Annotated in this window: 21 protein-coding genes; 6 read left to right on the top strand and 15 right to left on the bottom strand. The window is 60.9% G+C overall.

Going from position 1 to position 22,823, the window contains the following annotated elements; genetic code table 11:
- Window positions 1–49 precede the first annotated feature (49 nt).
- The 3 genes from HGP16_RS08115 to HGP16_RS08105 form a co-directional block, all read right to left on the bottom strand.
- Window positions 50–601, bottom strand: a complete 552-nt coding sequence (locus HGP16_RS08115; RefSeq protein WP_168839495.1) for a GNAT family N-acetyltransferase — start codon at window positions 599–601, stop codon at window positions 50–52.
- Window positions 602–604: 3 nt separating this feature from the next.
- Window positions 605–1,660, bottom strand: a complete 1,056-nt coding sequence (locus tag HGP16_RS08110; protein WP_246703282.1) for a serine hydrolase — start codon at window positions 1,658–1,660, stop codon at window positions 605–607.
- 114 nt (window positions 1,661–1,774) lie between these two features.
- On the bottom strand, window positions 1,775–3,583 hold the full coding sequence (locus tag HGP16_RS08105; RefSeq protein ID WP_168839493.1) for a sensor domain-containing diguanylate cyclase: 1,809 nt from the start codon (window positions 3,581–3,583) through the stop codon (window positions 1,775–1,777).
- A gap of 636 nt (window positions 3,584–4,219) precedes the next feature.
- Between HGP16_RS08105 and HGP16_RS34660 the strand changes: the two genes are divergently transcribed.
- Window positions 4,220–4,333, top strand: coding sequence for a hypothetical protein (locus HGP16_RS34660; RefSeq protein WP_409526819.1), 114 nt, complete (start codon window positions 4,220–4,222; stop codon window positions 4,331–4,333).
- Between the two features lie 97 nt (window positions 4,334–4,430).
- Here the strand turns inward: HGP16_RS34660 and HGP16_RS08100 are convergent, their stop codons facing one another.
- The 3 genes from HGP16_RS08100 to HGP16_RS08090 form a co-directional block, all read right to left on the bottom strand.
- Window positions 4,431–7,826 carry an acyl-[ACP]--phospholipid O-acyltransferase gene (locus HGP16_RS08100; RefSeq protein ID WP_168839492.1) on the bottom strand — a complete coding sequence of 1,132 codons (3,396 nt, stop codon included), beginning with the start codon at window positions 7,824–7,826 and terminating at the stop codon, window positions 4,431–4,433.
- A 93-nt stretch (window positions 7,827–7,919) separates the two neighbouring features.
- A complete protein-coding gene (locus HGP16_RS08095; RefSeq protein ID WP_168839491.1) occupies window positions 7,920–8,201 on the bottom strand; it encodes a YiaA/YiaB family inner membrane protein in 282 nt (93 codons plus the stop codon).
- A 37-nt stretch (window positions 8,202–8,238) separates the two neighbouring features.
- Window positions 8,239–8,928 (bottom strand): PspA/IM30 family protein, encoded by a 690-nt coding sequence (locus HGP16_RS08090; protein WP_168839490.1) that lies wholly within the window; start codon window positions 8,926–8,928, stop codon window positions 8,239–8,241.
- A 111-nt stretch (window positions 8,929–9,039) separates the two neighbouring features.
- Between HGP16_RS08090 and HGP16_RS08085 the strand changes: the two genes are divergently transcribed.
- Window positions 9,040–9,648 (top strand): TetR/AcrR family transcriptional regulator, encoded by a 609-nt coding sequence (locus HGP16_RS08085; protein WP_168839489.1) that lies wholly within the window; start codon window positions 9,040–9,042, stop codon window positions 9,646–9,648.
- Between the two features lie 15 nt (window positions 9,649–9,663).
- On the opposite strand, the gene HGP16_RS08080 is transcribed toward HGP16_RS08085, so the two are convergent.
- From HGP16_RS08080 to HGP16_RS08045, 8 genes are all read right to left on the bottom strand, one after another.
- Window positions 9,664–10,443: a polysaccharide deacetylase family protein gene (locus HGP16_RS08080; RefSeq protein WP_205926372.1), complete on the bottom strand. Its 780-nt coding sequence runs from the start codon at window positions 10,441–10,443 to the stop codon at window positions 9,664–9,666.
- Between the two features lie 313 nt (window positions 10,444–10,756).
- Window positions 10,757–11,017: a cell division topological specificity factor MinE gene (gene minE / locus HGP16_RS08075; protein WP_112344625.1), complete on the bottom strand. Its 261-nt coding sequence runs from the start codon at window positions 11,015–11,017 to the stop codon at window positions 10,757–10,759.
- Entirely contained in the window at window positions 11,014–11,829 is an 816-nt protein-coding gene (gene minD / locus HGP16_RS08070; protein ID WP_168839488.1) for a septum site-determining protein MinD, read from the bottom strand. Before minD ends, minE begins: the two co-directional genes overlap by 4 nt.
- A 29-nt stretch (window positions 11,830–11,858) precedes the next feature.
- Complete coding sequence (gene minC, locus HGP16_RS08065) at window positions 11,859–12,590, bottom strand: septum site-determining protein MinC (protein WP_168839487.1); 732 nt, start codon at window positions 12,588–12,590, stop codon at window positions 11,859–11,861.
- Window positions 12,591–12,903: 313 nt separating this feature from the next.
- The gene (locus tag HGP16_RS08060; protein ID WP_168839486.1) at window positions 12,904–13,320 is read right to left on the bottom strand and encodes an organic hydroperoxide resistance protein; all 417 of its coding nucleotides are present in this window, start codon (window positions 13,318–13,320) and stop codon (window positions 12,904–12,906) included.
- Window positions 13,321–13,505: 185 nt separating this feature from the next.
- On the bottom strand, window positions 13,506–14,828 hold the full coding sequence (locus HGP16_RS08055; RefSeq protein ID WP_168839485.1) for a HAMP domain-containing sensor histidine kinase: 1,323 nt from the start codon (window positions 14,826–14,828) through the stop codon (window positions 13,506–13,508).
- Window positions 14,825–15,565 (bottom strand): response regulator, encoded by a 741-nt coding sequence (locus HGP16_RS08050; RefSeq protein ID WP_168839484.1) that lies wholly within the window; start codon window positions 15,563–15,565, stop codon window positions 14,825–14,827. Before HGP16_RS08050 ends, HGP16_RS08055 begins: the two co-directional genes overlap by 4 nt.
- Before the next feature lie 112 nt (window positions 15,566–15,677).
- Window positions 15,678–16,727, bottom strand: coding sequence for an alpha/beta fold hydrolase (locus HGP16_RS08045; protein WP_168839483.1), 1,050 nt, complete (start codon window positions 16,725–16,727; stop codon window positions 15,678–15,680).
- A 360-nt stretch (window positions 16,728–17,087) separates the two neighbouring features.
- Here HGP16_RS08045 and HGP16_RS08040 point away from each other — a divergent pair, with 360 nt between their 5' ends.
- Together HGP16_RS08040 and HGP16_RS08035 are read left to right on the top strand one after the other, a co-directional pair.
- On the top strand, window positions 17,088–18,860 hold the full coding sequence (locus tag HGP16_RS08040) for a cytochrome c biogenesis protein DipZ (protein WP_168839482.1): 1,773 nt from the start codon (window positions 17,088–17,090) through the stop codon (window positions 18,858–18,860).
- Between the two features lie 48 nt (window positions 18,861–18,908).
- Complete coding sequence (locus HGP16_RS08035) at window positions 18,909–19,667, top strand: alpha/beta fold hydrolase (protein ID WP_168839481.1); 759 nt, start codon at window positions 18,909–18,911, stop codon at window positions 19,665–19,667.
- Window positions 19,668–19,746: 79 nt separating this feature from the next.
- On the opposite strand, the gene HGP16_RS08030 is transcribed toward HGP16_RS08035, so the two are convergent.
- On the bottom strand, window positions 19,747–20,643 hold the full coding sequence (locus HGP16_RS08030; RefSeq protein ID WP_168839480.1) for a LysR family transcriptional regulator: 897 nt from the start codon (window positions 20,641–20,643) through the stop codon (window positions 19,747–19,749).
- A gap of 94 nt (window positions 20,644–20,737) precedes the next feature.
- Between HGP16_RS08030 and HGP16_RS08025 the strand changes: the two genes are divergently transcribed.
- Both HGP16_RS08025 and HGP16_RS08020 read left to right on the top strand, forming a co-directional pair.
- Complete coding sequence (locus HGP16_RS08025) at window positions 20,738–22,153, top strand: aldehyde dehydrogenase family protein (protein ID WP_168839479.1); 1,416 nt, start codon at window positions 20,738–20,740, stop codon at window positions 22,151–22,153.
- A 173-nt stretch (window positions 22,154–22,326) separates the two neighbouring features.
- Entirely contained in the window at window positions 22,327–22,821 is a 495-nt protein-coding gene (locus tag HGP16_RS08020; RefSeq protein ID WP_168839478.1) for a cytochrome b, read from the top strand.
- Window positions 22,822–22,823 lie beyond the last annotated feature (2 nt).

Below are 22,823 nucleotides of genomic sequence, written 5' to 3'. Positions count from 1 at the left end.
GGCCGATAGAGCGAGCGAAACCGGCTAGGCTATTCTGACAGGACGATCTCTACCGGTCGCCCGCCAGGCAGCCGAACATGCGGAAATCATGGAAGGCCTCTTTGAACCGCGCCTTCTGGCGCAGCGTGCCCTCATATTGGAACCCTGCCTTTTCAAGAACCCGATCGGAGGCGGTGTTTCCCGGCAGCGTCCAGGCTTCGATGCGATTGAGGGAAAAAACGTCAAAGCCGCATCGAACGACGGCCTTTGCCGCCTCACTCATGAGTCCTTTGCCCCAGGCGGAGGGATGCAGCTCGTATCCGAGTTCGGCACACCTGGCGCGCCGGTCGATACTGTTGAAGCGGATCGCGCCGAGCAACTGGCCGGAAACCCGATCTTCGATAATCCATGAACAGCCTGTTCCTTTGGGAAAGATTTTGATCATCCATCGCAAGGAGCGCTCGATCTGCGGCATTTTCGGCGCATCGACCCAGTTCGAGAACCGCGTGACTTCCGGAATCGAAATCAACGCATGGAAGTCGCCGCGATCCTCCATGCTTGCTTCGCGAAGCCGCAGCCGCTCCGTCAAAAGCTCGGGAAACCTGTCTTTTGGCGAAACCACTCTTCAGGCTTTCAGGAAGTTGGCGAGGATGATCTCGCGCCAGACACGCGTGGGCGTTATCCAGGCATCCCATGCATTATATTTGCCGGAATAGATGACGGCGGCAATTCCCGCATCGGGCATCAGCCAGAGCCTTTGACCGCCGTTCCCGAAGCCCGCATGCCAAGGGCGTGGATTGGCAAACGCCGGCGCGGGCGCATCCCCGCAAAACCACAGCATGCCATAGTGCAAACCGTCGCCGGTCGAAATGGCCGGCGTGAAGGATCGCGCGATCCATTCTTCCGAAACGATCCTCTGGCCGTTCCAGACACCATTTTGCAGAAGCAGCATGCCGACCTTCAGCAAATCTGGGGCCGTCAGGCGCAATCCGGACGCGGGCGACGCCACGCCGTCATATCCCGTCGACCAGTGGAACTTTGTAATATCCAGCGGCTCGAAGAGGGCGGTTCGCGCGAAATCAGGCAAGCGCTGGCCGGTGCCCCGCTCGATGATGGCGCCGACCAATGCGACACTGCCGCCGGAATAAATCCAACGTGTTCCCGGCTCTGCGACCATCGGGCGCTCCAGAACGAAGCGATAGCGATCCGGCGCGTTTTCCATGGCTATTTCGCTGTTCAACGGGTCGGTGTAGGGACGATCCTCGTCCCACTCCATCCCCAGCGTCATCGTCAGTGCATGCCCGATGGTGATCTTGGCGCGTACGGCATCCTTGGCGAGATCGTTATAGTCCGGAAATTGCTCGTAAAGAGGTGCATCCAGCGGCGGCACCAATCCCTTGTCCAGCGCGATGCCGTAAAGGAGGCTGACTATGCTCTTGGTCACCGAGCGGAGATCGTGCAGCGTGTCCGCATCGAATGCGACGCTGTCGAGCGGCGTGCCCCAATTTTCATCGGAACCGACGCCGTAATACTCCATGAAGATCTGCTGGGAACGAGCGGCGAGTACGACATGCAGATCACGCAGCAAGCCGGATTCGATGCCAGCCGCAAACTTGCGGTGAAGGGCCGGATCGAAGCCTACCGACTGCAGGGTCTCGCTATCCGAAGCATTCCGCGTCATTCCCATAAATCGCGCCCTCCATTTATGCGATTTCCGGCCTCAAGCTACAATCGAGACGCGCATTCGACAAGGCGGCAAAACCGGATTTCGGCGTGATATTCGCGCCCTTTAAAATCAGCTCTGCCCTCTCTTCAATTCCTCCTCTGGTTCCATCGCAAAGGCCGCCACCGTCCTGTTGCGTCCGTCGAGCTTGGCCTTCAGCAAAGCGCCGTCGGCACGATTGATCAGTGTCTTGGCAGGTCCGGAAGCCGGGGATGAGGCGATGCCAACGGAAACGGAGAGCGGTCCGACGATGCGTGCGCGATAGGAAAACGGTGTGGCGAAGACGCGCGCGCGCAGTCGCTCGGCGAGCACGAAGCCCGCTTCGTCGGCCATGTCGGTGGCGATGACCGTCAGTTCCTCTCCGCCGAAACGATAGACCGTGCCGGTCTCGGCAACCGTATCGGCGACGATCTGCCCGACATGGCGCAGCACTTCGTCGCCGGCATCGTGGCCGAACTCGTCGTTGAAGCGTTTGAAGTGATCGATGTCGATCATCATGCAGATGACCGTGCGGGCTGAATGATCCCGGTAAAGATTGTTCAGCATCTCATCCAGCGAGCGCCTGTTGAGCAGACCCGTCAGCGCGTCGCGCACGGCAAGATTGATCAGCCTGTCGCGCAGCTGCAGGTTTGCGATGGCAAGGCCGATATTTTCGGCAATCAGTTCCAGGTAAAGCCGCGGCGCGTCGGCCGCGGTCGCGTCCTTCGATCGATCTTCGAAATAAAGCAGGCCGATCGCCTCGCCGAGCGCTGTCAAGGGAACGCAAAGGCCGGGCACGCCGGAACCATCCAAATGCTGGCAGGGAATATCATTATCCGCGACATGACTGACATGCGGCCGGCCGCGCCGAAGCCCCCAGCAGGCCGAAGCGGAGAAAGAAAGCTCGGTATGGGCCGGCTCCAGCCACCGGCTGACTTCCGTTAGCGCCGTCCTGCTCTCGTTCATCGTATAGAGGCATCCGGCGATGCCCGGAAAGATCTGCGGCACGAACAGCGCGACCACTTCGGCAAGCTCGTTCTGAGCGTAGCAGGCCTGCAGGCGGTGCATCATCTGCAGGATGAGATCCTTCGTCTCCAGGTCCCGCTTGCGCTCGGCGTCCAGCCGGTTGCGCTCCAGGCCGTTCTCGCGGAAGATCTGTATGGCGTCGTTCATCTCACCGATTTCATCACGGCGGCGGTCGGGCGGCACTTCGACGGCATAGTCCTGCTTGGCCAAACGGTTGACGATGCCGGTCATGCGGATCAGCGGCAGCGCAACCCGGCGCCGCAGGACGAAATAAAGCACGCCGAGAAACACCGCTGCCGTGAAGGCAAGCATCACCTTGGCGACATCGGCCCAGAGATCGCTGCGTGCCTGCGTGCCGCGGACAGCCGCTTCGGTGCGGGCTGTTGCCATGGCGCGAAATTGGCTCACACCGCTGAGGAGCGCCATCTGGATGCGTTCATGCTCCGCGCCGAACAGGGTGTCGCGTGCACCTGTCTGATTTCCACCGGTATAGGCAGCAACCGCCGCTTCCTCGATCTTAGCGAGCGCTTCCGCGTTGGCTGCCACCTGCCCGACGACCTGCAGTTCGGCGTCGGGAATCCCGGAGCCGCGCAGGGCGTTGATCGCGGCATCGCGCCGCCGCTCTTCGCCTTCGTCGACCGTGAAAGCATCAAGATGCCTCGCCTCCCCACGCATGACGTAGAGACGAGCCTCGTCCGTCGTCTCTTCCGCCGCGAGCGCAAGCTCCTCGCCCATGCTGGTCAACAGCAGATGCTGCTCCACTGCCTGCCTTTCCTGCACGGCGCTTCGGGCCGACAGAATGAAGGCCACGGCAGACAGCACGGTCAGGACGACGGTAATGCCGTAGGCCCAATTCGTAATCGTCGTAATTCTCATCTGCCGTTTCCTGCGCCTCGCTCATGCATTCCTGAAGTATTCCTCTCGTCGAGCCTTCGGTTATGACATCAGCCTCTATGATAAAGCGTGAATAAGCGGCGAGGAAAGCCTATTGCGGACCTCTATGATGCCATCCCCGGCAATCCAATCCACGACTATGGCGAATGGCTGGATTCCGATACGCCCCAATATTTCCAAGCCGCCCTCTCACCCTTTTGGGCGCCGGCTGACCGGTATTGGTATCCTCTGACGGGAATCTCGGCCGCAGCCGAGGGGCCGCCTCCGAGACTCCCGGCTGTCGTCAGGGGTGAATACGACAGCGCCGACAACAAATCGATTTTCAAACCGGCAATCCATAGGGGGACCGGAAGCTGGAAAACAGAAGGTTAAATTCCACAAGTAACTGCCCCGTTTTGGGACATCCATCGCAAAAAGCTCGAATTAATCCTGGCCAAGATTAGCGCACCCGAAGCAATTGTTGTTCGGCACCCGCACAGTGCCGATGAATTCGACTTTCGAACTTAACTCGCCAATCTGGCGGAGAACGCCTTTCAGAATGGCGCCATGACCCTTGCGATCAGGACGGGCGGCAATGGGCGACGGATGACGATCTAAGTTCGCGACAATGGCACGGGCATGGGCCTCGGTATCGTGCGGGCGATGCTCGCCTCGCATGGCGGCGGCATCGAGCTGCTGGAGAGCAGCAAGGGTGGCACGATCTTTCAGATCATTCTGCCGCATATCTCCTGAAACGGAGATGAAGCAGTCTGTAGAGGATCTAATGTCGACAAGAGAAAGCGGTCGATGGCTCCAACCGCCGACCGCTTTCTTGTTCAGGAGCAGAAGCTTACGCCGCCTGTGATTGCGACTGAGCTTCCAAGGCCATGGCGCGGGCCGTTACGAAATCGATCTTGCCGGAGCCGAGGACCGGCACCTTGCCGACGGTCACGTCGGCGGGAACCATCATTTCCGTGGCGCCCTTCGATTTCGCGAATGCCAGGAAATCGCTTCGGGTCGCACCCGGTGCATCGGTCAGAAGCACCAAACGCTCCCCCTTCTTGGCATCGGGCACGGCCGAGACGACGCTCAATGCACCGGGCCAGAGCTGCGCGGCAAGGGTCTCCACCGCGGCAAGCGAAATCATCTCGCCGCCGATCTTGGCAAAGCGCTTGGCACGGCCGCGGATCTTGACGAAACCATCCTCGTCGATGGTGACGATATCGCCGGTGTCGTGCCAGCCCTCCGGCAGCGGCTCGAGGACGCCGGGATTATCGGCGCGCAGGTAGCCGGCCATGACGTTGGCGCCGCGGATGAGCAGACGGCCGCCCTCGTCGATGCCGGGAACCGGCTCAAGCTTCCATTCCATGCCTGGCATGATCTTGCCGACCGTTCCGGAGCGGTTGTACATCGGCGTATTCAGCGAGATCACCGGAGCGGCCTCGGTCACGCCATAGCCTTCGAGGATGCGCAGGCCGAATTTCTCCATATAGGCCTCGCGGGTCGATGCCTTCACCGGCTCGGCGCCAGAGAAGATATAGCGGATCGATCTCAGGTCATAGGGATGAGCGCTGCGCGCATAGCCGTTCAGGAACGTATCCGTGCCGAAGACGATGGTCGCATTCGAGACGTAGATCAGCTCCGGCACGATGCGATAGTGCAGCGGCGACGGATAGAAGAACACCGGCACGCCCGAGACCAGCGGCAGGATGGTGCCCGCCGTCAGGCCGAAAGAGTGGAACATCGGCAGGATGTTGAACACTTTGTCGCCGGGGTGGAAATCGATGCGCGAGGCGGCCTGGGCTGCGTTCGATAGAATATTGCGGTGGCTCAGCACCACGCCCTTCGGCGCACCTTCGGAACCGGAGGTGAAGAGGATGACGGCCGGATCGTCGGCACTGCGCTTCACCAGCGGCCGGTACTTGCGGATAAGGCCGACGATCTTGTCGAGGAAGGTGACCTGCGTGCGCAGCTCATCCAGCCAGACGAACGTCACGTGCTTTTCCAGCTCCTCGACCACGGGGCCGAGCTTTGCCTGGGTGATGAAGGCGCGCGAGCAGAGCACATGCTCGACCTCTGCCGTCCGGCAGGCGGATAGGATATTGGCGGCACCCGCCGTGAAGTTCAGCATGGCCGGAACCTTGCCCGCCGACATGACGCCAAGCACGGTCGCGGCGGTGCCGTTGGCGTTCGGCAGCATGACGCCCAGCGTCTTCTCGTTCGGGAACATCTTCCGGAACTTCGCGCCCAGCACCGCAGCACCGGTCAGGAGCTTGGCATAGGATAGCTTGCCGGCAATCGGATCCTCGACGGCGAGCTTCTTGCCGCCATATTCGTGGGCGCTTTCGATGACGCGGCCAAGCACGGTGTTGTCGGTGTCGGCGGTGCGGAACATCAGCGTCGACATGATCTGATAGAGGGCGGCACCGGCGGCGATGCGCCGCTTCCTGCCCTTGAGTTCGGCAGGAACGTCGAGCTTGACCGGCTCGAGGATTGTCACCTTGACCTTGGGGAAGAGACGGCGGCGAACATGGCTCGACGTCAGATAGGAGGCGTAACTCTTTTCGAGACCGTCGATGCGAACCGGCACGATCATCGCGCCGGTCTTGTCGGCGACCATGGCGGCCCCGTCATAGACCTTCATCAGCGTGCCCGTGACGGTCAGGCGACCCTCGGGAAAGATGCCGACGGGGCTGCCGTCCTGGATCACCTTGATCAGCGAGCGCGTCGCCATCGGCTTCGTGGGGTCGAGCGGCAGGAACTTGCACTTCGTGAGAAGCGGCCGCACCCACCATTTCTTGGCGAAGGCATAGTCGATCGCAAAGACGGGCTCTTCCTCGGTGATGGCAAGTGCCAGGGCGCCGTCGAGCAGGCTCACATGGTTGAGCGCGATGATCGGCGCAGGCCCGGCCTTGCGGATATTTTCAAGGCCCTCGACTTCCAGCCGCATGAAGGCGCGGAAGATGATGGAGATGAGATCGCGGAAGGCATTGGTCGGCAGCATCTTCAGCATGAGCCAGGCGATCGCGACGTTGAGCACGGAGATGCTGAGAATGACCACCGGAACCGACAGGCCGACGGCCTGCAGGACGGCCACGAGCGCCAGGCCGACGGCAATGAAGAGGGCCGACAGCACGTTGGCTGCGCCGATGACGCGGGCGCGACGATCCTCATGCGCCCAGCTCTGCATCGCCGAGAAGGTCGGGACGGCCAGGAAGGCACCGCCGATCGCCATGCCGGCGAGATCGATGGCGACGCGAATGGTCTTCGGCCCGGCGAAGAAGGCGAGAATGGTTTCGGCATGCGACGTCGACTGCAGACCCCACAGGTTCCAGGCGAGATCGAGGCCGAAGAGCGCGACGATCAGCATGCCGATCGGTGCGGGAAGCAGCACGATGCGGCCCGCGGCCATCCATCCGGCAATGGCCGAGCCGATGGCGACGGACACGGCGAAGATCGCCAGATAGGCGGGAACGACGATTTCCGAACCGCCGAGAATGTCGGTCACCATGACCGGCAGCATCGACATGATGAAGGCGCCGACGAACCAGAACCAGCAGTTCATCAGCGAGGCTCGCCAGATGCGGCTATCGGCGCGAAGTTCGTTGACCAGCCTGTAGCTGGAACGCACGACATTGGTGTCGACGACCAGATCCGGCGCCTTGGAACCGGTGGACGGGATCATGCGCGCGGCGAACCAGCAAAGGATGGAAAGCCCCATCATCATCGGGCCGAAGATCCAGACATTCTCACCCTCGCGGAAGGCGACCGCTGCGATCATGGTGCCGGTGAGAATGGCGATGAAGGTGCCGCCCTCGATCCAGGCATTCGCCTTGGGCAGATCCCGGCTTTGCAGGTGATCGGGCAGGATGCCGTATTTGATCGGTCCGAAGAGCGAGGAAATCACACCGAAGCCGAAGAGGGCAAGCATCAGGATCCAGATGGACGAAAAGGCGATGCCGACGACCGAGATCGCCGCCACGCCAAGCTCGCAGCGCTTCAAAAGCTCCGCCATCTTGGCCTTGTCGTATTTGTCCGCCAGCTCACCGGCAATCGCCGACAGGAGCAGAAACGGCACGATGAAGATGCCGCCGGCAAGCGTCACCAGCGCCGCACCCTCTGTCGCCATCTGCGCGAGGATGACGAAGACCAGAGTCTGCTTGAGAAAATTATCGTTAAAGGCGGTGAGGAACTGCGTCCAGAACAGCGGCGCGAACTTCCTCGATCTCATCAGGTGCTTTTGCATGACGTATCCCTCATTCAGCCAACAACAGGACGCCACAGAGTTGTTACGCAAAGATTGAGCGCGGATACAACTCTGCGGCACCGTTAACAAAGACTAGGCCTGACCGTCACGATTGAACTTAACGAGCAGCTTTTCCGTGCGGGCATCCTCTACCTTGCGGATCAGCTTGTCAGCCTCGCTGTTATCGCGGATCGTCTTGGTGACGTTGACCGCCGTCTGCACCAGCATCAGGATGCCCATGGCGAGATAACCTTTACCCCAAAGATCGATCGGCATCATGTAGAGACCGACGAACAGCATGAAGGCGGCGGCTGCGAAGGAGATGTAGGAGAAGCTGACCCAAGCCTGGGAATGTTTCTGGAAGCTGTCGTTCATGATCGTATCCTCTCAAATATGTTCGATGTGTTCGGTTTCAGGCTGCTGAATTCATGCGCTCACGCAGGCGGGCGAGCACGTCGTCGGCCGATGGGCCGAGCGGTGCGCCGCAACCCGCATTGGCAAGCTTTTCGATGATGTGCGCCTGCCGGCTTGCCGCATTCATTTCCTTCATGGCCGAGGCTGCGATCTCGCAGCGGCTCTGGTAGGCCTGGAGACGGGCAAGCGTTTCCTCGGCGTCATCAAGCGTCGCTGGACCGGAATTGTCGTGGCAGACGGCATTCAGCTTCTGTGTCTGCTCGGTGGCACGCGCCAGGCGCTCGCCACGCTGCAATTCCTGCAGGCGCGCTTCCGATGTGCGAACAATTGCCTTGAGCCTGCCGATGGTCTGGGTGAATTGCGCCTGCGCCTTCTCGGAAGCATCGCGCTCGGCTTCGAGCTGGGCAATCGCCTCGGCCGCTTCCCTGGCAAGTTCGTCGCTGCCCTTTAGCAGGGCGGCAACGGCGCGCGTTTCCAGATCCGCAATGCGGCCGGCAATTGCTGCGTACCGGTTCTTTTCCTGCTCATTCTGCGCGATGGCGATGGCCGCTGCCCGCCGCGCCGACTGAATGGCACCGGCTGCGTCGCGGATCTGCTGGGCCAACAGAGGCACGGCATTTCGATCGATGAACGCCTGTTCCGCATCGTAGGCCCGACCGCGAATAAGCGTCAGAATTGAATTGAACATTTGTCGCCTCCTGTTTATGAACGATGTTCACGGAATGATGTATGCCAGAATCATGAACATCGTTCAAGAATAATTTTGAACAATGTTCAGAAAATCGGATTGGAATTGATAATGGCGAGAAAAACCCTGGAAAAGCGCGAGGATCTGAAGCTGCGGCTGATCGAGGCGGCGCGTAATCGCATCGCGGCCGGCGGCCTTTCCAACCTGCGGGCACGCGACGTCACCCAGGATGTCGGCTGCGCCCTTGGAGGTCTCTATACGGTCTTTGCCGACCTTGACGACCTGGTGATCCACGTCAATTCCGCGACGCTGAAGGCGCTCGAGGCGTCCCTGACCCTGGCCGAAGTCAAGGATCACACGCCGACGGACCGGCTGCGAAACCTGGCGCGCGGCTATCTGCGGTTCGCGGTCGCCCACCGCAATCTATGGAAGGCGCTCTTCGATCACCGGCCGCCGGATGATCGGGCAAGCCCCGAATGGCATCTGGAAGAACATATGTTCCTGATGGGCGTCATTGCCGAGCCGCTTGCGGAATTGCAGCCGACCATGCCGGAGACGGCGCGCGCCATCCGCGCCAGAACGCTGTTCGGCGCCGTCCACGGTGTCGTCAGCATCAGCCTCGAAGGCCGTTTCGTCGGCCTGCCGGTCGAGAGCCTAGAGCAGGAACTCGACGACTTCATCCTGACGGTTGCGACAGGAGCCGCGGCAAGACAGGCCTGAGCAAATTCAGGTGGTTCAGGGATTCGGCGGCGCGTAGTTTCTGATATCGCCGAAGGCATAGCCGCGTTCGCGAAGCTTGTGGATCAACGTTCTCAGATTATCCTGCCCATTGAACTGATCCTGGAACATTTCGTCGTGCATCAGCAGGATCATCTTTCCCCGCTGCGTGAAGCGGCCGTATTGGAAAAGGTGATCGATCTCGTTGACGAGATGATCCACCGATTGCACCGGCTTGCCGTCGTCGCTGTGGACCCATTCGAAATCCCAGCCGTAGAGATAAAAGCCGGCTTCGGCGACGAGTTCATAGTCCAGCCATTCGCGCTCCCACTGAGCGACGTTGATGGATAGATCCTCTCTCGATACGGTCGGGAGCCGAAAGACGTCCCTGCCCGGCAGCCGCGCATTCACGATCGGCGTCAGGCCGAGGACCTGATTGGCATGGCGCATATCCGCGACCACCGCCTGGGTATCCGAGTAATATTTCCTGTAGCGATTGTTGGCGTGGCTGTAGCTGTGGTTGCCGACCGTCACGAGCGACATGGCCTTGGCCTCGGCAAGCAGATCGCGCCCGGATGGAATGGTTTCGACATGCAGACCGACCATGAACATGGCCGCCGGAACCTTCTCTTCGCTCAGCACGGCGAGAATGTTCTTCGTTCCCGGCAAGGGGCCGTCGTCGAATGTGAGATAAATCGTCTTGTCGGCCGCCTGGGCACCGATGGCACATACAGCGAGGAAGATGCCGGCAAGCAGCCATGAGAACACGGCATTCCGTTGATTGTCCAATCCGCCCAAGCCAACCGCCTCCCCGCATGATAGGCGCAAACTGGCATATCGCATCGGCCAAGAAAAGTGCCGTGCCGCGAACACGACAAAAGCAAAGGGCGCTCTACCCATTTCTGGGGAGCGCCCTTGCTTCTTTAACCCGGACAGCGAACACCGTCTCGACACGGAAATGTCAGCGGCAGGCCATCGATACAGGTGATAGCGTGCAAATAGTCGCGAATCGCACCCTTTGCAAGGGCGAACTTCGAAATATTTCGAAGATCCGCCACAAGGGAAAACCATGTGCCATCATTCGCACACATATGCGGCGTCGATGCTTCCGTCAGGCCGCCTTCAAGGCCGCATCACGGGGGATCTCGACATCGATCTCCAGCATGGAAACGTCCTTGTCGCGATCCATCTTCACCTGCACCTTGTCACGATCGACCTGCACATGCTTGGCGATGACGGCGAGGATTTCCTCCCGCAGCACGGATACGAGATCCGAGCCCACGGAAGCGCGCTCATGGGCAAGGAGGATCTGCAGGCGCTCGCGCGCCATGGGTGCAGATCTCTGCTTGCGGAACAGTCCGAAAATGCTCATGCGGCCCTCCTTGCGAAGATTTTGCCGAAGATACCCCGCTTTTCGCCAGGGATGGTGATCGGCACCTGCTCGCCGGCAAGACGGCGCGCGGCGTCGAAATAGGCAAGCGACGGCGCGCAGCGTGCATCGGCAAGCGTGACCGGCGAGCCGAGGTTGGAAGCGCGCAGGACGTCCGTGCTTTCCGGGATGATGCCGAGCAGCGGGATGGAGAGGATCTCCAGCACGTCGTCGACCTTCAGCATGTCACCGCGTTCGGCGCGGGCGGGGTCGAAGCGGGTCAGCAGCAGGTGCTTTTCCATGCGCTCGCCGCGCTCCGCCTTTAGCGTCTTGGAGTCCAGCAGGCCGATGATGCGATCGGAATCGCGCACCGAGGAAACTTCCGGATTGGTGACGACGACGGCGACGTCGGCATGGCGCATGGCAAGAGTTGCGCCGCGCTCGATCCCGGCTGGGCTGTCGCAGATGACCCAGTCAAAATAGTTCCTGAGTTCGTTGATGACGCGCTCGACACCCTCGGGCGTCAGATTATCCTTGTCGCGGGTCTGCGAAGCCGGCAGGAGGAAGAGCGTCTCCAGCCGCTTGTCGCGGATCAGGGCCTGCGGCAGCTTGGCATCGCCATGAATGACGTTGACGAGGTCGTAGACGACGCGGCGTTCCGCACCCATGACGAGATCGAGATTGCGCAGGCCGACATCGAAATCGACCACGACGACCTTTTCGCCTCTCTGTGCCAAAGCCGCCCCCAATGCAGCCGTCGAAGTTGTCTTTCCAACTCCGCCCTTGCCTGATGTGACGACGATTACCTTGCCCATCTCGCTCTCCTGTTTTGGCCGGCTTCGGCTCAGATTAGTTTTTCGGCCACGATCGTTTCGCCATCCAGCCAAAGCTGAACGGCCTGCCCCCTGAGGCCGGGTGATATGTCTTCCGCCATCTTGTAGATGCCATCGATCGCCAAAAGCTCGGCCTCGAGCTTGCGGCAAAAGATTCGCGCCGAGGCATTGCCGATCGAACCCGCCATGGCGCGGCCGCGAAGGGCGCCATAGATGTGGACCGATCCGCCCGCGATGACCTCAGCTCCCGACGCCACCGAACCGATGACGGTGACATCGCCCTCGGGAAAGATCACCGACTGGCCCGAACGCACCGGCTCGCGGATGATCAGCGACTGCGTGACCGGCCTAATTTCCGGCGGCGGCGCCTTAGGCTCGCTGTTGCGCCGTTCCACGACCGGCTCGGCCTCGGAGACTTCGAAATCGGCAGCCGGACGCCCACCCTTCAGGATCGGCGGCATGCCAGGTCCGGCGATCGACGGACGACCGCCCTCGATGCCCATGATGCTGACATTGCGGGCCGAAAGCTCTGCTATCAGCTCCTTGAGCTGCGCCTTGTCGATCGGCAGATCGGTGATGTCGAGCACGACCGGCCGCCCCAGAAAGAAGCCGGCCGAACGGGCTGCAAGGTCGTCAAGCCTGATCAACCACTGATCCAGCGGAAGATCCGGCGAAAGCATGACCGCAAGAAAGGAGCGGCCCTTGATACGGATCGAACGAGCGTCTGTTAGCACTTTGGTCATCTATGTGAATAAATCGTTGACCTTGTGTACCGTTGATATGGTTAACAAGTGGTTAACGTGGGCTCCCATTCGAGCCCGAACCGCCCCACAAAACGGCGATGCTCGCAAGCGCCGAAGGCTCGCTGGAACTGGGGTCGTAGACGCATGGAGCGGCGAAAATCGCAGCTCCTGCAAGGAGAAGAATGATGGGACGCATGTGATCCTCCAGTCGCAAAGCTGAAGCTGCCTTGCTGATATCCGATGCAATAAAAATTAACGATTCGGCGCGCCGCACCTTCAGGCACGGCGCGCAATATCAAGGCGCGGGCGATTCTCAGGCGAGCTTCAGTTCGACATTGATGTTGCCGCGGGTCGCCTTCGAATAGGGGCAGGTCTGGTGGGCTTCCTCGACCAGCGTGCGTGCCAGCTCAGGCTCGATGCCGGGTATGCTGACGGTCAGGCGAGCCTGCAGGAAGTAGGCGCCTTCCGTGGTGCCGAGATCCACTTCAGCATCGACGGCGAGATCGGCCGGAAGCTTGATCTTGCGCTTGGCCGCAGCAAGGCCCATTGCGCCGATGAAGCAGGCCGACCAGCCGGCTGCGAAGAGCTGCTCGGGATTGGTGCCGGCATGCGCGCTGCCGGGAGGGGAAAGCTTGACATCAAGCTGATGGTCATCGCTGCGCGCGAAACCATCGCGGCCGCCGATGGTGTGCGTTCTGCCGGTGTAGAGCACCTTGTCGATCTTGGTCATGGAACACTCCTTTGTTGCGTCGCCCGGTTTGTTGTGGCGTGGGGCAACGTCTGTTGACGGAGTTGTTTTTGATGGATCGACGTATCCGGCATGTTTCCGGAATCGCCGGAAGTGTCACAAAACGTAGGGCCTAAAAGGCCGGATACAATGGCTTACAAATGCCCTGAAAATCGTCGCAAGGAGCATCAGGAAATGATGACTTCGGCCGCTAGGCCGCCACCCTCGCGGTTATAGAGCCTGACGGAACCGCCGAGTGTCTGGGCTAGCTGCTGGGCAATCGCAAGCCCAAGTCCTGTGCCGCCGGTGTTGCGGTTACGCGACTGTTCCAGCCGGAAGAAGGGCCGCATTGCCGCCTCGATCTGGTCGTTCGGAATGCCGGGACCACGATCGAGCACGGTTATGGCAATCCCGCCGGTATCCCTGCGTTCCACGGCGATTTCCGCCGCGCCTGCAAACTTTATGGCGTTGTCGATGAAGTTTGTGAGGATACGGCGAAGGGCATGCGGCTTCGTCGCCGCCGTTCCCTGGATAAGGCCGAGAATCTCGACGGACTTGCCGGTGTCCTGATAGTCGTAGCAGATGCTTTCGATGAAGGAGGCAAGATCGATGCGCGTGCTCTTCTCGCCATTGCCATGAGCGCTGCGCGCATAGGCGATCCCATCCTGCACCAGACGCTCGATCTCGCCGAGATCCTGCAGCAGCTTGGTCTTCTCGGGCGAATCATCAGCAATATCGGCGCGCAGGCGCATGCGCGTGATCGGCGTCTGCAGGTCGTGCGAGATGGCGGCGAGAATCTGCACGCGCTCTTCGAGATAATGCGCAATTCGGTCCCGCATGGCGTTGAAGGCCTTGGCGGCATGAGCCACTTCGCTTGGTCCCCGATCGCTCAATGCCTGGCTCTTCTTGTTGGGATCCAGCGCATCGGCGGCAGCGGCAAACTCGGCAAGCGGCCTGATCGCCTGGCGGACGGCAAACCAGGTACAAAAGACGATCAGCAGCATCTGGACGATGAAGACGTAGGGCAGCCAGGCCGCGATCGGCATGACGCCCTTCGGCGTGACATCGATCGTCAGCGGACTGCCATCGCTCAAATTGAGATGCGCCTGCAGGCGCATGACTGGCCCGGGTATCGATTCCATGCGGATGGGAAAACGATGACCGACCGCCTCCTCTATCTTGGCGGCGATTTCGGCGCCATGGGTCGAGGTATCGGGCACGCCTGGCAGACCATTGCCCAGCTCGAAATTATAATTGCCGCGGCTGAGCCAATCGACGAAATTTGCCCTCTCATCCGCCGGCAGGCGATCGAGCACCGCGATCGAGGTCGCGACGTCGCTCTCCAGCGTGCCAAGCATGACGGCCTTTGCCGACATGTAACGCTCGATATAGAGCACGCTGAAGGACAGGCCGTAGGCGATCGCCAGCCCGGCAAGCAGGATCAGCGAAATACGTGCACGCAGGGTGCTCGGCCACCACGGCCGGTGACCTGAGAGGTCAACCATGGTCATTGGCGAAGCTCCGTTATTTCCACCGGCACGGAGAAGACATAGCCTTCGCTGCGGACCGTCTTGATGTAGATCGGCTCACGCGCATCGTCCCCCAATCGCTGGCGAAGACGGCTGACGAGCAGGTCGATCGATCTGTCGAAGAGATCGGCGTCGCGGCCTTGTGTCAGGTTCAGCAACTGATCGCGATTGAGCACGCGTTGCGGGTGGTCGATGAAGACGCGCAGCAGGCGGTATTCGGCGCCGCTGAGCGTGATCTCAGTGCCGTCCCGGTCGAGAAGATGGCGCCCGACCGTATCGAGCCGCCAGTCCCCGAAGACCAGCATCTGGCCGGCTTCACTGATCTGCAGGTTGGGCGGCAGCATGCGGGTGCGGCGCAGAACCGCCTTGATGCGGGCAAGAAGCTCGCGGGCCGCAAAAGGCTTCGCCAGATAATCGTCGGCACCCATCTCCAGGCCGAGGATCCGGTCCATTTCGTCACTACGCGCCGTCAGCATCAGAATGGGCGTCGCCTTGTGCTTTCCGGCGCGAAGCTCGCGACACAGTACGAGGCCATCGTCGCCCGGCATCATGACGTCGAGCACAATCAAGTCGACCGAATTGGCCTCGAGAAAGCTGCGCATCTGCCGGCCATCGGCAGCTGTCGTCGCCCTCAAGCCGTTCTTCTTCAGATAGCTCGACACCAGTTCGCGGATTTCCCGATCGTCATCCACAACCAGGACATGGTCGACATGATCCATTTTGACTTCCCATTCATCATCGTAAGCATCAGCCTACGAATAGTCATTTTCGTCGTGCCAACGGCAACAGGCGCCAGCTTAAACCGGCGCCCTCCCGCACACTACCGCTGAACTAGAAACGATCAACATCTATCACAGCCTGGGCGAAGGCTTGCGGCGCTTCCTGGGGAAGATTGTGGCCGATGCCGCCGGTAATGGTGCGATGTTCATACTTGCCCGAGAACTTGCTGCGATAGGCCGATGGCTCCGGATGAGGCGCGCCGTTGGCATCGCCCTCCATGGTGATGGTCGGGATCGAAATGACCGGGCCTGCGGCAAGCTTCTTTTCATCGGCATCGAACTTCGCCTCGCCTTTGGCGAGACCCAGGCGCCACCGGTAATTATGGATGACGATATCGACATGGTCCGGGTTGTCGAAAGCGGCAGCTGAGCGATCGAAAGTGGCGTCGTCGAAGGCCCATTGCGGCGAGGCGGTGTGCCAGATCAGCTTTGCGAAATCATGGCGGTTTTCCTGGTAGCCGAGGCGGCCGCGCTCGGTGGCGAAATAGAACTGGTACCACCATGCAAGCTCTGCCTTCGGCGGAAGCGGCTTGCGGTTGACCTCCTGGCTGCCGATGAGATAGCCGCTGACCGAGACCAATGCCTTGCAACGCTCGGGCCAAAGCGCCGCCATGATGTCGGCGGTGCGGCCGCCCCAGTCGTAGCCGGCAACGACGACCTTTTCGATCTTCAGCGCATCGAGAAGCGCGATCATGTCGGCGGCAAGCGCTGCCTGCTGGCCGTTGCGCAGGGTCTTCTTCGACAGGAAGCGGGTGGTTCCATAGCCACGAAGATAGGGAATGATGACCCGGTAGCCGGCTCCGGCCAGAAGCGGCGCGACATCGACGAAGCTGTAGATATCGTAGGGCCAGCCGTGCAGCAGAAGCACGACCGGACCATTGGCCGGGCCGGCTTCGGCGTAACCGACATTGAGCACGCCGGCATTGATCTGCTTCAGCGCGTCGAAGGAAGTATGGCTTCCGGCCTTGATCGCCGGCAGGGTCGAAGCGGAAGCCTTTTCCTCGGCACCAGCGATCGCCGGCAGGCCGAATTCGGCGGCTGCAACGGCGACGGCGGCAATACCAAAGAAGCGGCGGCGGTTGTGATTGATTTCCTCAGACATCTGTCTCTCCTGTCGATTGGATCGTGAGACTGAGAAAACCAGCGGCATGTATCGCCGATGTGTCGCCAGTCGCATGGTTTTGAATGACTATGTAGCTTCCGAAGGCGGAGATACAGTCTGATACAATCCACTCCTTTTGATCGAGCAATGTCTGGAAGCCTCTGAAGCGCGGATAAAAATCACATCGGCACCCTTCAGTTTGTATCGCAGTGTATCGAAACCGAAGACATCGACGTTTCGGTACATTCCTCCATCTGGCCAGACACATTCGAGATACGTCGCGAACGATAGATGGCGTCACTGCCGGGCGCGGCCCGTCGCCGCTAGCAGCCGGTCAATCGCTTCTGAAGGAACAAGACGATGACGCTTCTCATCATAGCCTATCTCGGCGGCGCGCTGACGATCTTAAGTCCGTGCATCCTGCCCATCCTTCCCTTCGTCTTCGCCCGTGCGGGACAGCCTTTCGTCAGGAGCACGCTGCCCATGCTGGCAGGCATGGCGCTCACCTTTGCCCTTGTCGCAACTCTTGCCGCGATCGGCGGCGCCTGGGCGATCCGCGCCAATGAATATGGACGCCTTGCGGCAATCGTCCTGCTCGGCCTCTTCGGCCTAAGCCTGATCTCGCCGCGCATCGCGAGCGTCCTGTCCCGGCCGGCCGTCGATCTCGGCAATAATCTCCTGAACGCCGCGGGCAACGGCCGTGCGACATCGAGCGTCAGAAGTTCCTTCGTGCTCGGCATTGCGACCGGCCTGCTCTGGGCGCCCTGCGCCGGCCCGATCCTCGGGCTCGTGCTGACAGGTGCCGCCTTGAAGGGTGCCAATCTGCAGACGACTTTCCTGCTGCTTGCTTATGGTGCGGGCGCCGCCACTTCGCTTGCCGTTGCACTCGTTGCCGGCGGCAGGATCTTTGCCGGCATGAAGAGGTCACTCGGCGTCAGCGAACGTATCCGCCAGCTTGCAGGCGTCGCCGTCCTGGCCGGCGTGACTGCCATCGCCCTTGGCCTCGACACCGGCCTGCTCGCGCGCCTTTCCTATGCAAGCACCGGCTTCTTCGAGCAAGCCCTGCTGGAGAAGCTGCATAGCAAGAGCGCAAACCCAGGGACCGAAGTTGGCAGCAACAACCCAATGAAGATTGCCAGCGACGCGACGCGTCCCTTCCATAGCGACCTGCCCATCGAGGGTCCCGCCCCTTCGCTCGACGGCGCCGTCACCTGGCTGAACTCGGAGCCGCTGACCACAGCCCAGCTTCGCGGCAAGGTCGTGATCGTCGATTTCTGGACCTATTCCTGCATCAACTGCATCCGCACCATCCCCTATGTTCGCGCCTGGGCGGAAAAATACAAGGATCAGGGCCTCGTCGTCATCGGCGTCCATTCTCCCGAATTCGCCTTCGAGAAGAATGTCGACAACGTCAAGAAGGCGATTGCCGACTTCCAGATCGGCTATCCGGTCGCGATCGACAACGACTACCGCATCTGGCGCGCCTTCGAGAACAATTACTGGCCTGCCCTTTACCTGATCGATGCCAAGGGACAGGTCCGCTACCAGCACTTCGGCGAAGGCAACTATCGCCAGACCGAACAGGCGATCCAGGATCTTCTGCGCGACGCGGGCAGCAACATGGTCCAAAGCGGCCCGGTCGTTCCGGATGCAAGGGGCGCGGAAGCAAGCCCGGATCTCAGCCATATGCGCTCTGGTGAGACCTATGTCGGCTACAGGCAAGCAACCGGCTTTGCTTCCCCGGAAGGCATGAAGGCAGATACCGAGGCCGACTATTCGATCGCCAATCCCGGCCTCAACCAATGGGGACTGGTAGGCACCTGGACGATCGGCCCGGAAGAGGCAACGCTCGACAGGGCAGGCGGCGGCATCAGCTATCGCTTCAGCGCCCGCGACCTGCATCTCGTCCTCGGACCGGCGGCCGACGGAAAACCGATCCGCTTCCAGGTGACCGTGGACGGAAAGGCACCCGGCGCTGACCACGGCTCCGATACCGATGCCGCCGGAAACGGCACCGTGACTGAAACCAAGCTCTACCAGCTCGTCCGCCAGTCCGGTGACGTGACCGCGCACAACTTCGAGATCCGTTTCCTTGATCCGGGAGTCCAGGCCTACGCCTTCACCTTCGGCTGAAATTCCCTCTTACCCCAAGCATGAACCTTAACTGACAGGAGTTACCCCATGAAGACCCGTTTTCTCGCCATCGCCGCCCTCAGCCTCGCTGCAAGCACCTTTGCCTTTGCGGCGCAGGCAGCCGAGATCAAGAACATCGTCATCGTCCACGGCGCCCTTGCCGACGGTTCGGGATGGCGCAAGACCGCCGAGATCCTCGAAAAGGATGGCTTCAAGGTCACGGTCGTGCAGGAGCCGATCACCTCGCTCGCCGACGATGTCGCCGCCACTAACCGGGTGCTCGACCTTCAGAACGGGCCGAGCCTGCTCGTCGGCCACAGCTATGGCGGCATGGTCATCACCGAAGCGGGCAATCGCCCGGATGTCGCAGGCCTCGTCTATGTCGCCGCGTTCCAGCCCGACAAGGGCGAGAGCCTGATCAGCCTCGCGAGCTCCAAGCCCGCCGGCGGCATGAACATCCGCGAAACCAAGGACGGCCAATATCTTTATCTCGATCCAGTAGCCTTCGCCGCGGACTTTGCAGCCGACCTCCCGAAGGACGAGGCCGATTTCATGGCGAAATCGCAGGTCTTTGCCTCGAAGGCCGCCTTTACCGCCAAGGTCGGCGATCCTGCCTGGCGGGCGAAGAGGAGCTGGGCCATCGTCGCAACCAACGACCGCTCCATCAATCCCGAGCTTGAGCGCGACATGGCAAAGCGCGCCGGCAGCGACGTGACCGAAATCAAGGCGAGCCACGCCGTCTTCGCCTCGCAGCCTGAAAAGGTTGCCGCCGTGATTGAGAAGGCGGCCAAGGACGCCGGCAAGTAAGGTCAAACCGGCGGCGGCCTCGTCAACGGGGCCGCTGCTTGCTTCCTATAGGCTTCACGCACGCATCTTTCGCCCACGATCAGCGGGAAGCGTTTTGTTCGCGGATCAGATCGATCAAGGCCCGCAGCCGCGCCGGCATCTGGCGTCGCTGGGCAAAATAGAGGCTGAGACCCGGATAAGGCGGGCTCCAATCCTCCAGCACGGAGATCAGATTGCCCGCCGCTAGGTGGTCGGCAATGGACGCTTCACTGATATAGGCCAGCCCCGCCCCATCGAGTGCGGCACTCAACATCAGATCGGAAGCATCGAGAGTGAGGCTTCCCGGCGCGTCGATCAACGCGGCCTGACCGTGCCGCTCGAATTCCCAGCGATACAGCCGACCACTTGCCATGCGAGCGCGGATGCAGCGATGCTTGAGAAGATCGCCGGGAACAAGGGGGCGCGGCCTGCTGCCGAAATAGGCAGGGGAGCCGACGACGAGGGAGCGCAGCGTCGGAACAATGGGTATTGCGACCATATCCGTCGGAACGGCCTCGACAAGCCGAATGCCGGCATCGAAGCCCTTGCCGATGACATCGACCAAGGCATTGTCGGTGACGATCTCGATGTCCACGCTTGGATAGCGCCGCCCATATTCGAGGATGAGAGGAACCAGCAGCATCCGCGCCGCGCCGGCCGCCATGTTGAGCCGCAGTGTGCCCGATACCGAACTGGAAGCCATGCCGGCATTTTCGATCGCCTGGTCGATCACTGCTAGCGCCGGCGCGATATCCGCCACAAAGCGCTCGCCAGCTTCCGATAAGGTTACGCTGCGCGTCGTCCTGTTGAAAATCCGCAGCGACAGGCGCTCTTCCAGCGCAGCAACCGCATGGCTGAGCGCCGACGAGGACATGCCGAGTTCGCGGGCGGCGGCGCGAAAGCCGCCATGGCGGGCAACCGCCGCGATCGCTTCGAGCTCCGCCAGGCTAGCCTTCATTGCGCGATTTTCCTCATCAGCCTGTTCCGCTTTGTCCTGCTAGACCGATCAGATAGCGCATCTTACCTCTCTGGTGAAGATAAAGGAGACGCTCATGCGCACCATCGACACCATCTACATCAACGGCAGCTTCGTTCAGCCCCACGGCACGGAGGAGGCCCCTCTTTTCAATCCGGCCACGGAAGAGCAGATCGGTACGGTACGTCTTGGAAACGGACAGGACGTCGACGATGCCGTCCACGCCGCCAAATCGGCATTTCCGGCAATGTCGCAAAGCTCGAAGGCCGAGCGTATTGCCATGCTGCAAAGCCTGCACGATGCCGTCGCGGCTAGAGCCTCCGACCTCGCCGACGCCATGCGCGAGGAATATGGCGCACCGGCATCCTTTATCGGCTTTTCGGTGCCGCACGCCGCCACGGCGTTTCTCCACATGGCCAAGACGCTCGAAAATTATGAGTTTCGCCGTCGCGTCGGCCATGCGGAAATCGAGATGCGACCCGCCGGCGTGGCAGCCGCGATCACGCCGTGGAACAGCAATTACGGCTTTATCTGCAGCAAGCTTGCCACCGCCATCGCGGCTGGGACGACCATGGTGATCAAGCCCTCCGAGATGAGCGCGATCCAGACGCAGCTCATCACCGAATGCCTGCACGCGGCCGGCTTGCCGGGTGGTGTATTCAACATCGTCAATGGTTACGGCCATGTGGTGGGTGCCGCTCTTAGCGCCCATCGCGATATCGCCAAGATCAGCTTCACCGGCTCGACGGTGACGGGACGGGCGATCCTCCAAGCGGCATCTACGACCTTGAAGCGCGTGACGCTTGAGCTTGGCGGCAAGAGCCCGAACATCGTTCTGGACGATGCCGATCTTAATACCGTCATCCCGCAGATATTGGCCGCCGGTTTTGCCAATAGCGGCCAGGCCTGCATCGCCGGCACCCGCATTCTCGCGCCCGAGAGCCGGCTGGCGGAAATCCATGATCGTCTGACCCGGGCGGTTGCGACGCTCAAGGTGGGCGATGCCAGCGATCCGAAAGTCAGCATCGGCCCGATGGTCAGCCAGAGGCAGTGGGATCGCGTCCAATCCTATATCCGCCTCGGCCAGGAAGAAGGCGCTCGGCTAATCATCGGTGGCGAAGGACGTCCCGAAGGGCTCGATCGCGGCTGGTTCGTCCGTCCGACGATCTTCTCGGGCGTCGACAACGATATGCGGATCGCTCGCGAAGAGATTTTCGGGCCTGTGCTTTGTGTCATCCCCTATCGCGATGAAACACATGCGCTCGAAATCGCCAACGATACGGTCTATGGCCTGCAGGCTTATGTCTTCTCATCCGATATTGTTAGGGCAAAGCGGATCGCCGAGCGCATCGAAGCCGGCCGCGTCGTCATTAACGGAGCGCCGCATGAGCCGCTTGCCCCCTTTGGCGGCTTCAAGCAATCGGGTATCGGCCGTGAATTCGGCATTTATGGCCTGGAATCGTTCCTCGAACCACGTGCGGTGCTCAGCTGATAAGACGGAGCCCCCGGGGACCTTTATAGGTCGTCCGGGCATTCCCTTGAACTACCGGTGAAGGGCTCCCCAGCCCCACCACCACCTGACAACCCAACAAGCCGCCCGTGGCGTTCAGGTTCTCGTTAGAATCACGTTCTATCTTTAGAACAGTTTCAATCTAAGGAGATCCAATGCCTGCCAGATCTGCCTATTCCATCCCGCAACGCATCCTTCACTGGCTCATGGCCTTGCTTATCTTTTTCAATCTCCTGTTTCCGGATGGGATGAATGCGTGGCGGCATCTGGTCCGCAATGGCCAGACGCCCTCATCGGCCGACATTGCCAGCGCCAATATCCACGCCTATGCCGGCATTGCTGTCCTGTTGCTGGCCATCGTGCGCCTTGCGGTCAGATTTTCGTCCAACGTCCCCGCCACACCGGATGATCAGCCTGCCTTCCTGCACTATCTTGCGCAGCTGACACATGTCCTGCTCTACGTGCTGATCTTTGCGATGCCGCTGTCGGGAATGGCGGCCTATTATCTGGGGATCGATACCGCGGCCTTCGTCCATGGCGGACCGATCAAGTCCCTGCTCTGGATCGTCGTCGTCCTTCACATCCTCGGCGCACTCCTCCAGCACTTCTATTTCCGGTCGGACGTGCTGCGACGCATGACGATCGGCTAAAT

Source organism: Rhizobium sp. P40RR-XXII, from assembly GCF_012641405.1.
In the GTDB taxonomy this organism is placed as follows: domain Bacteria; phylum Pseudomonadota; class Alphaproteobacteria; order Rhizobiales; family Rhizobiaceae; genus Rhizobium.
Note: the sequence above shows the minus strand (reverse complement) of the source record. Positions and strands in the feature narration are given on the sequence as shown.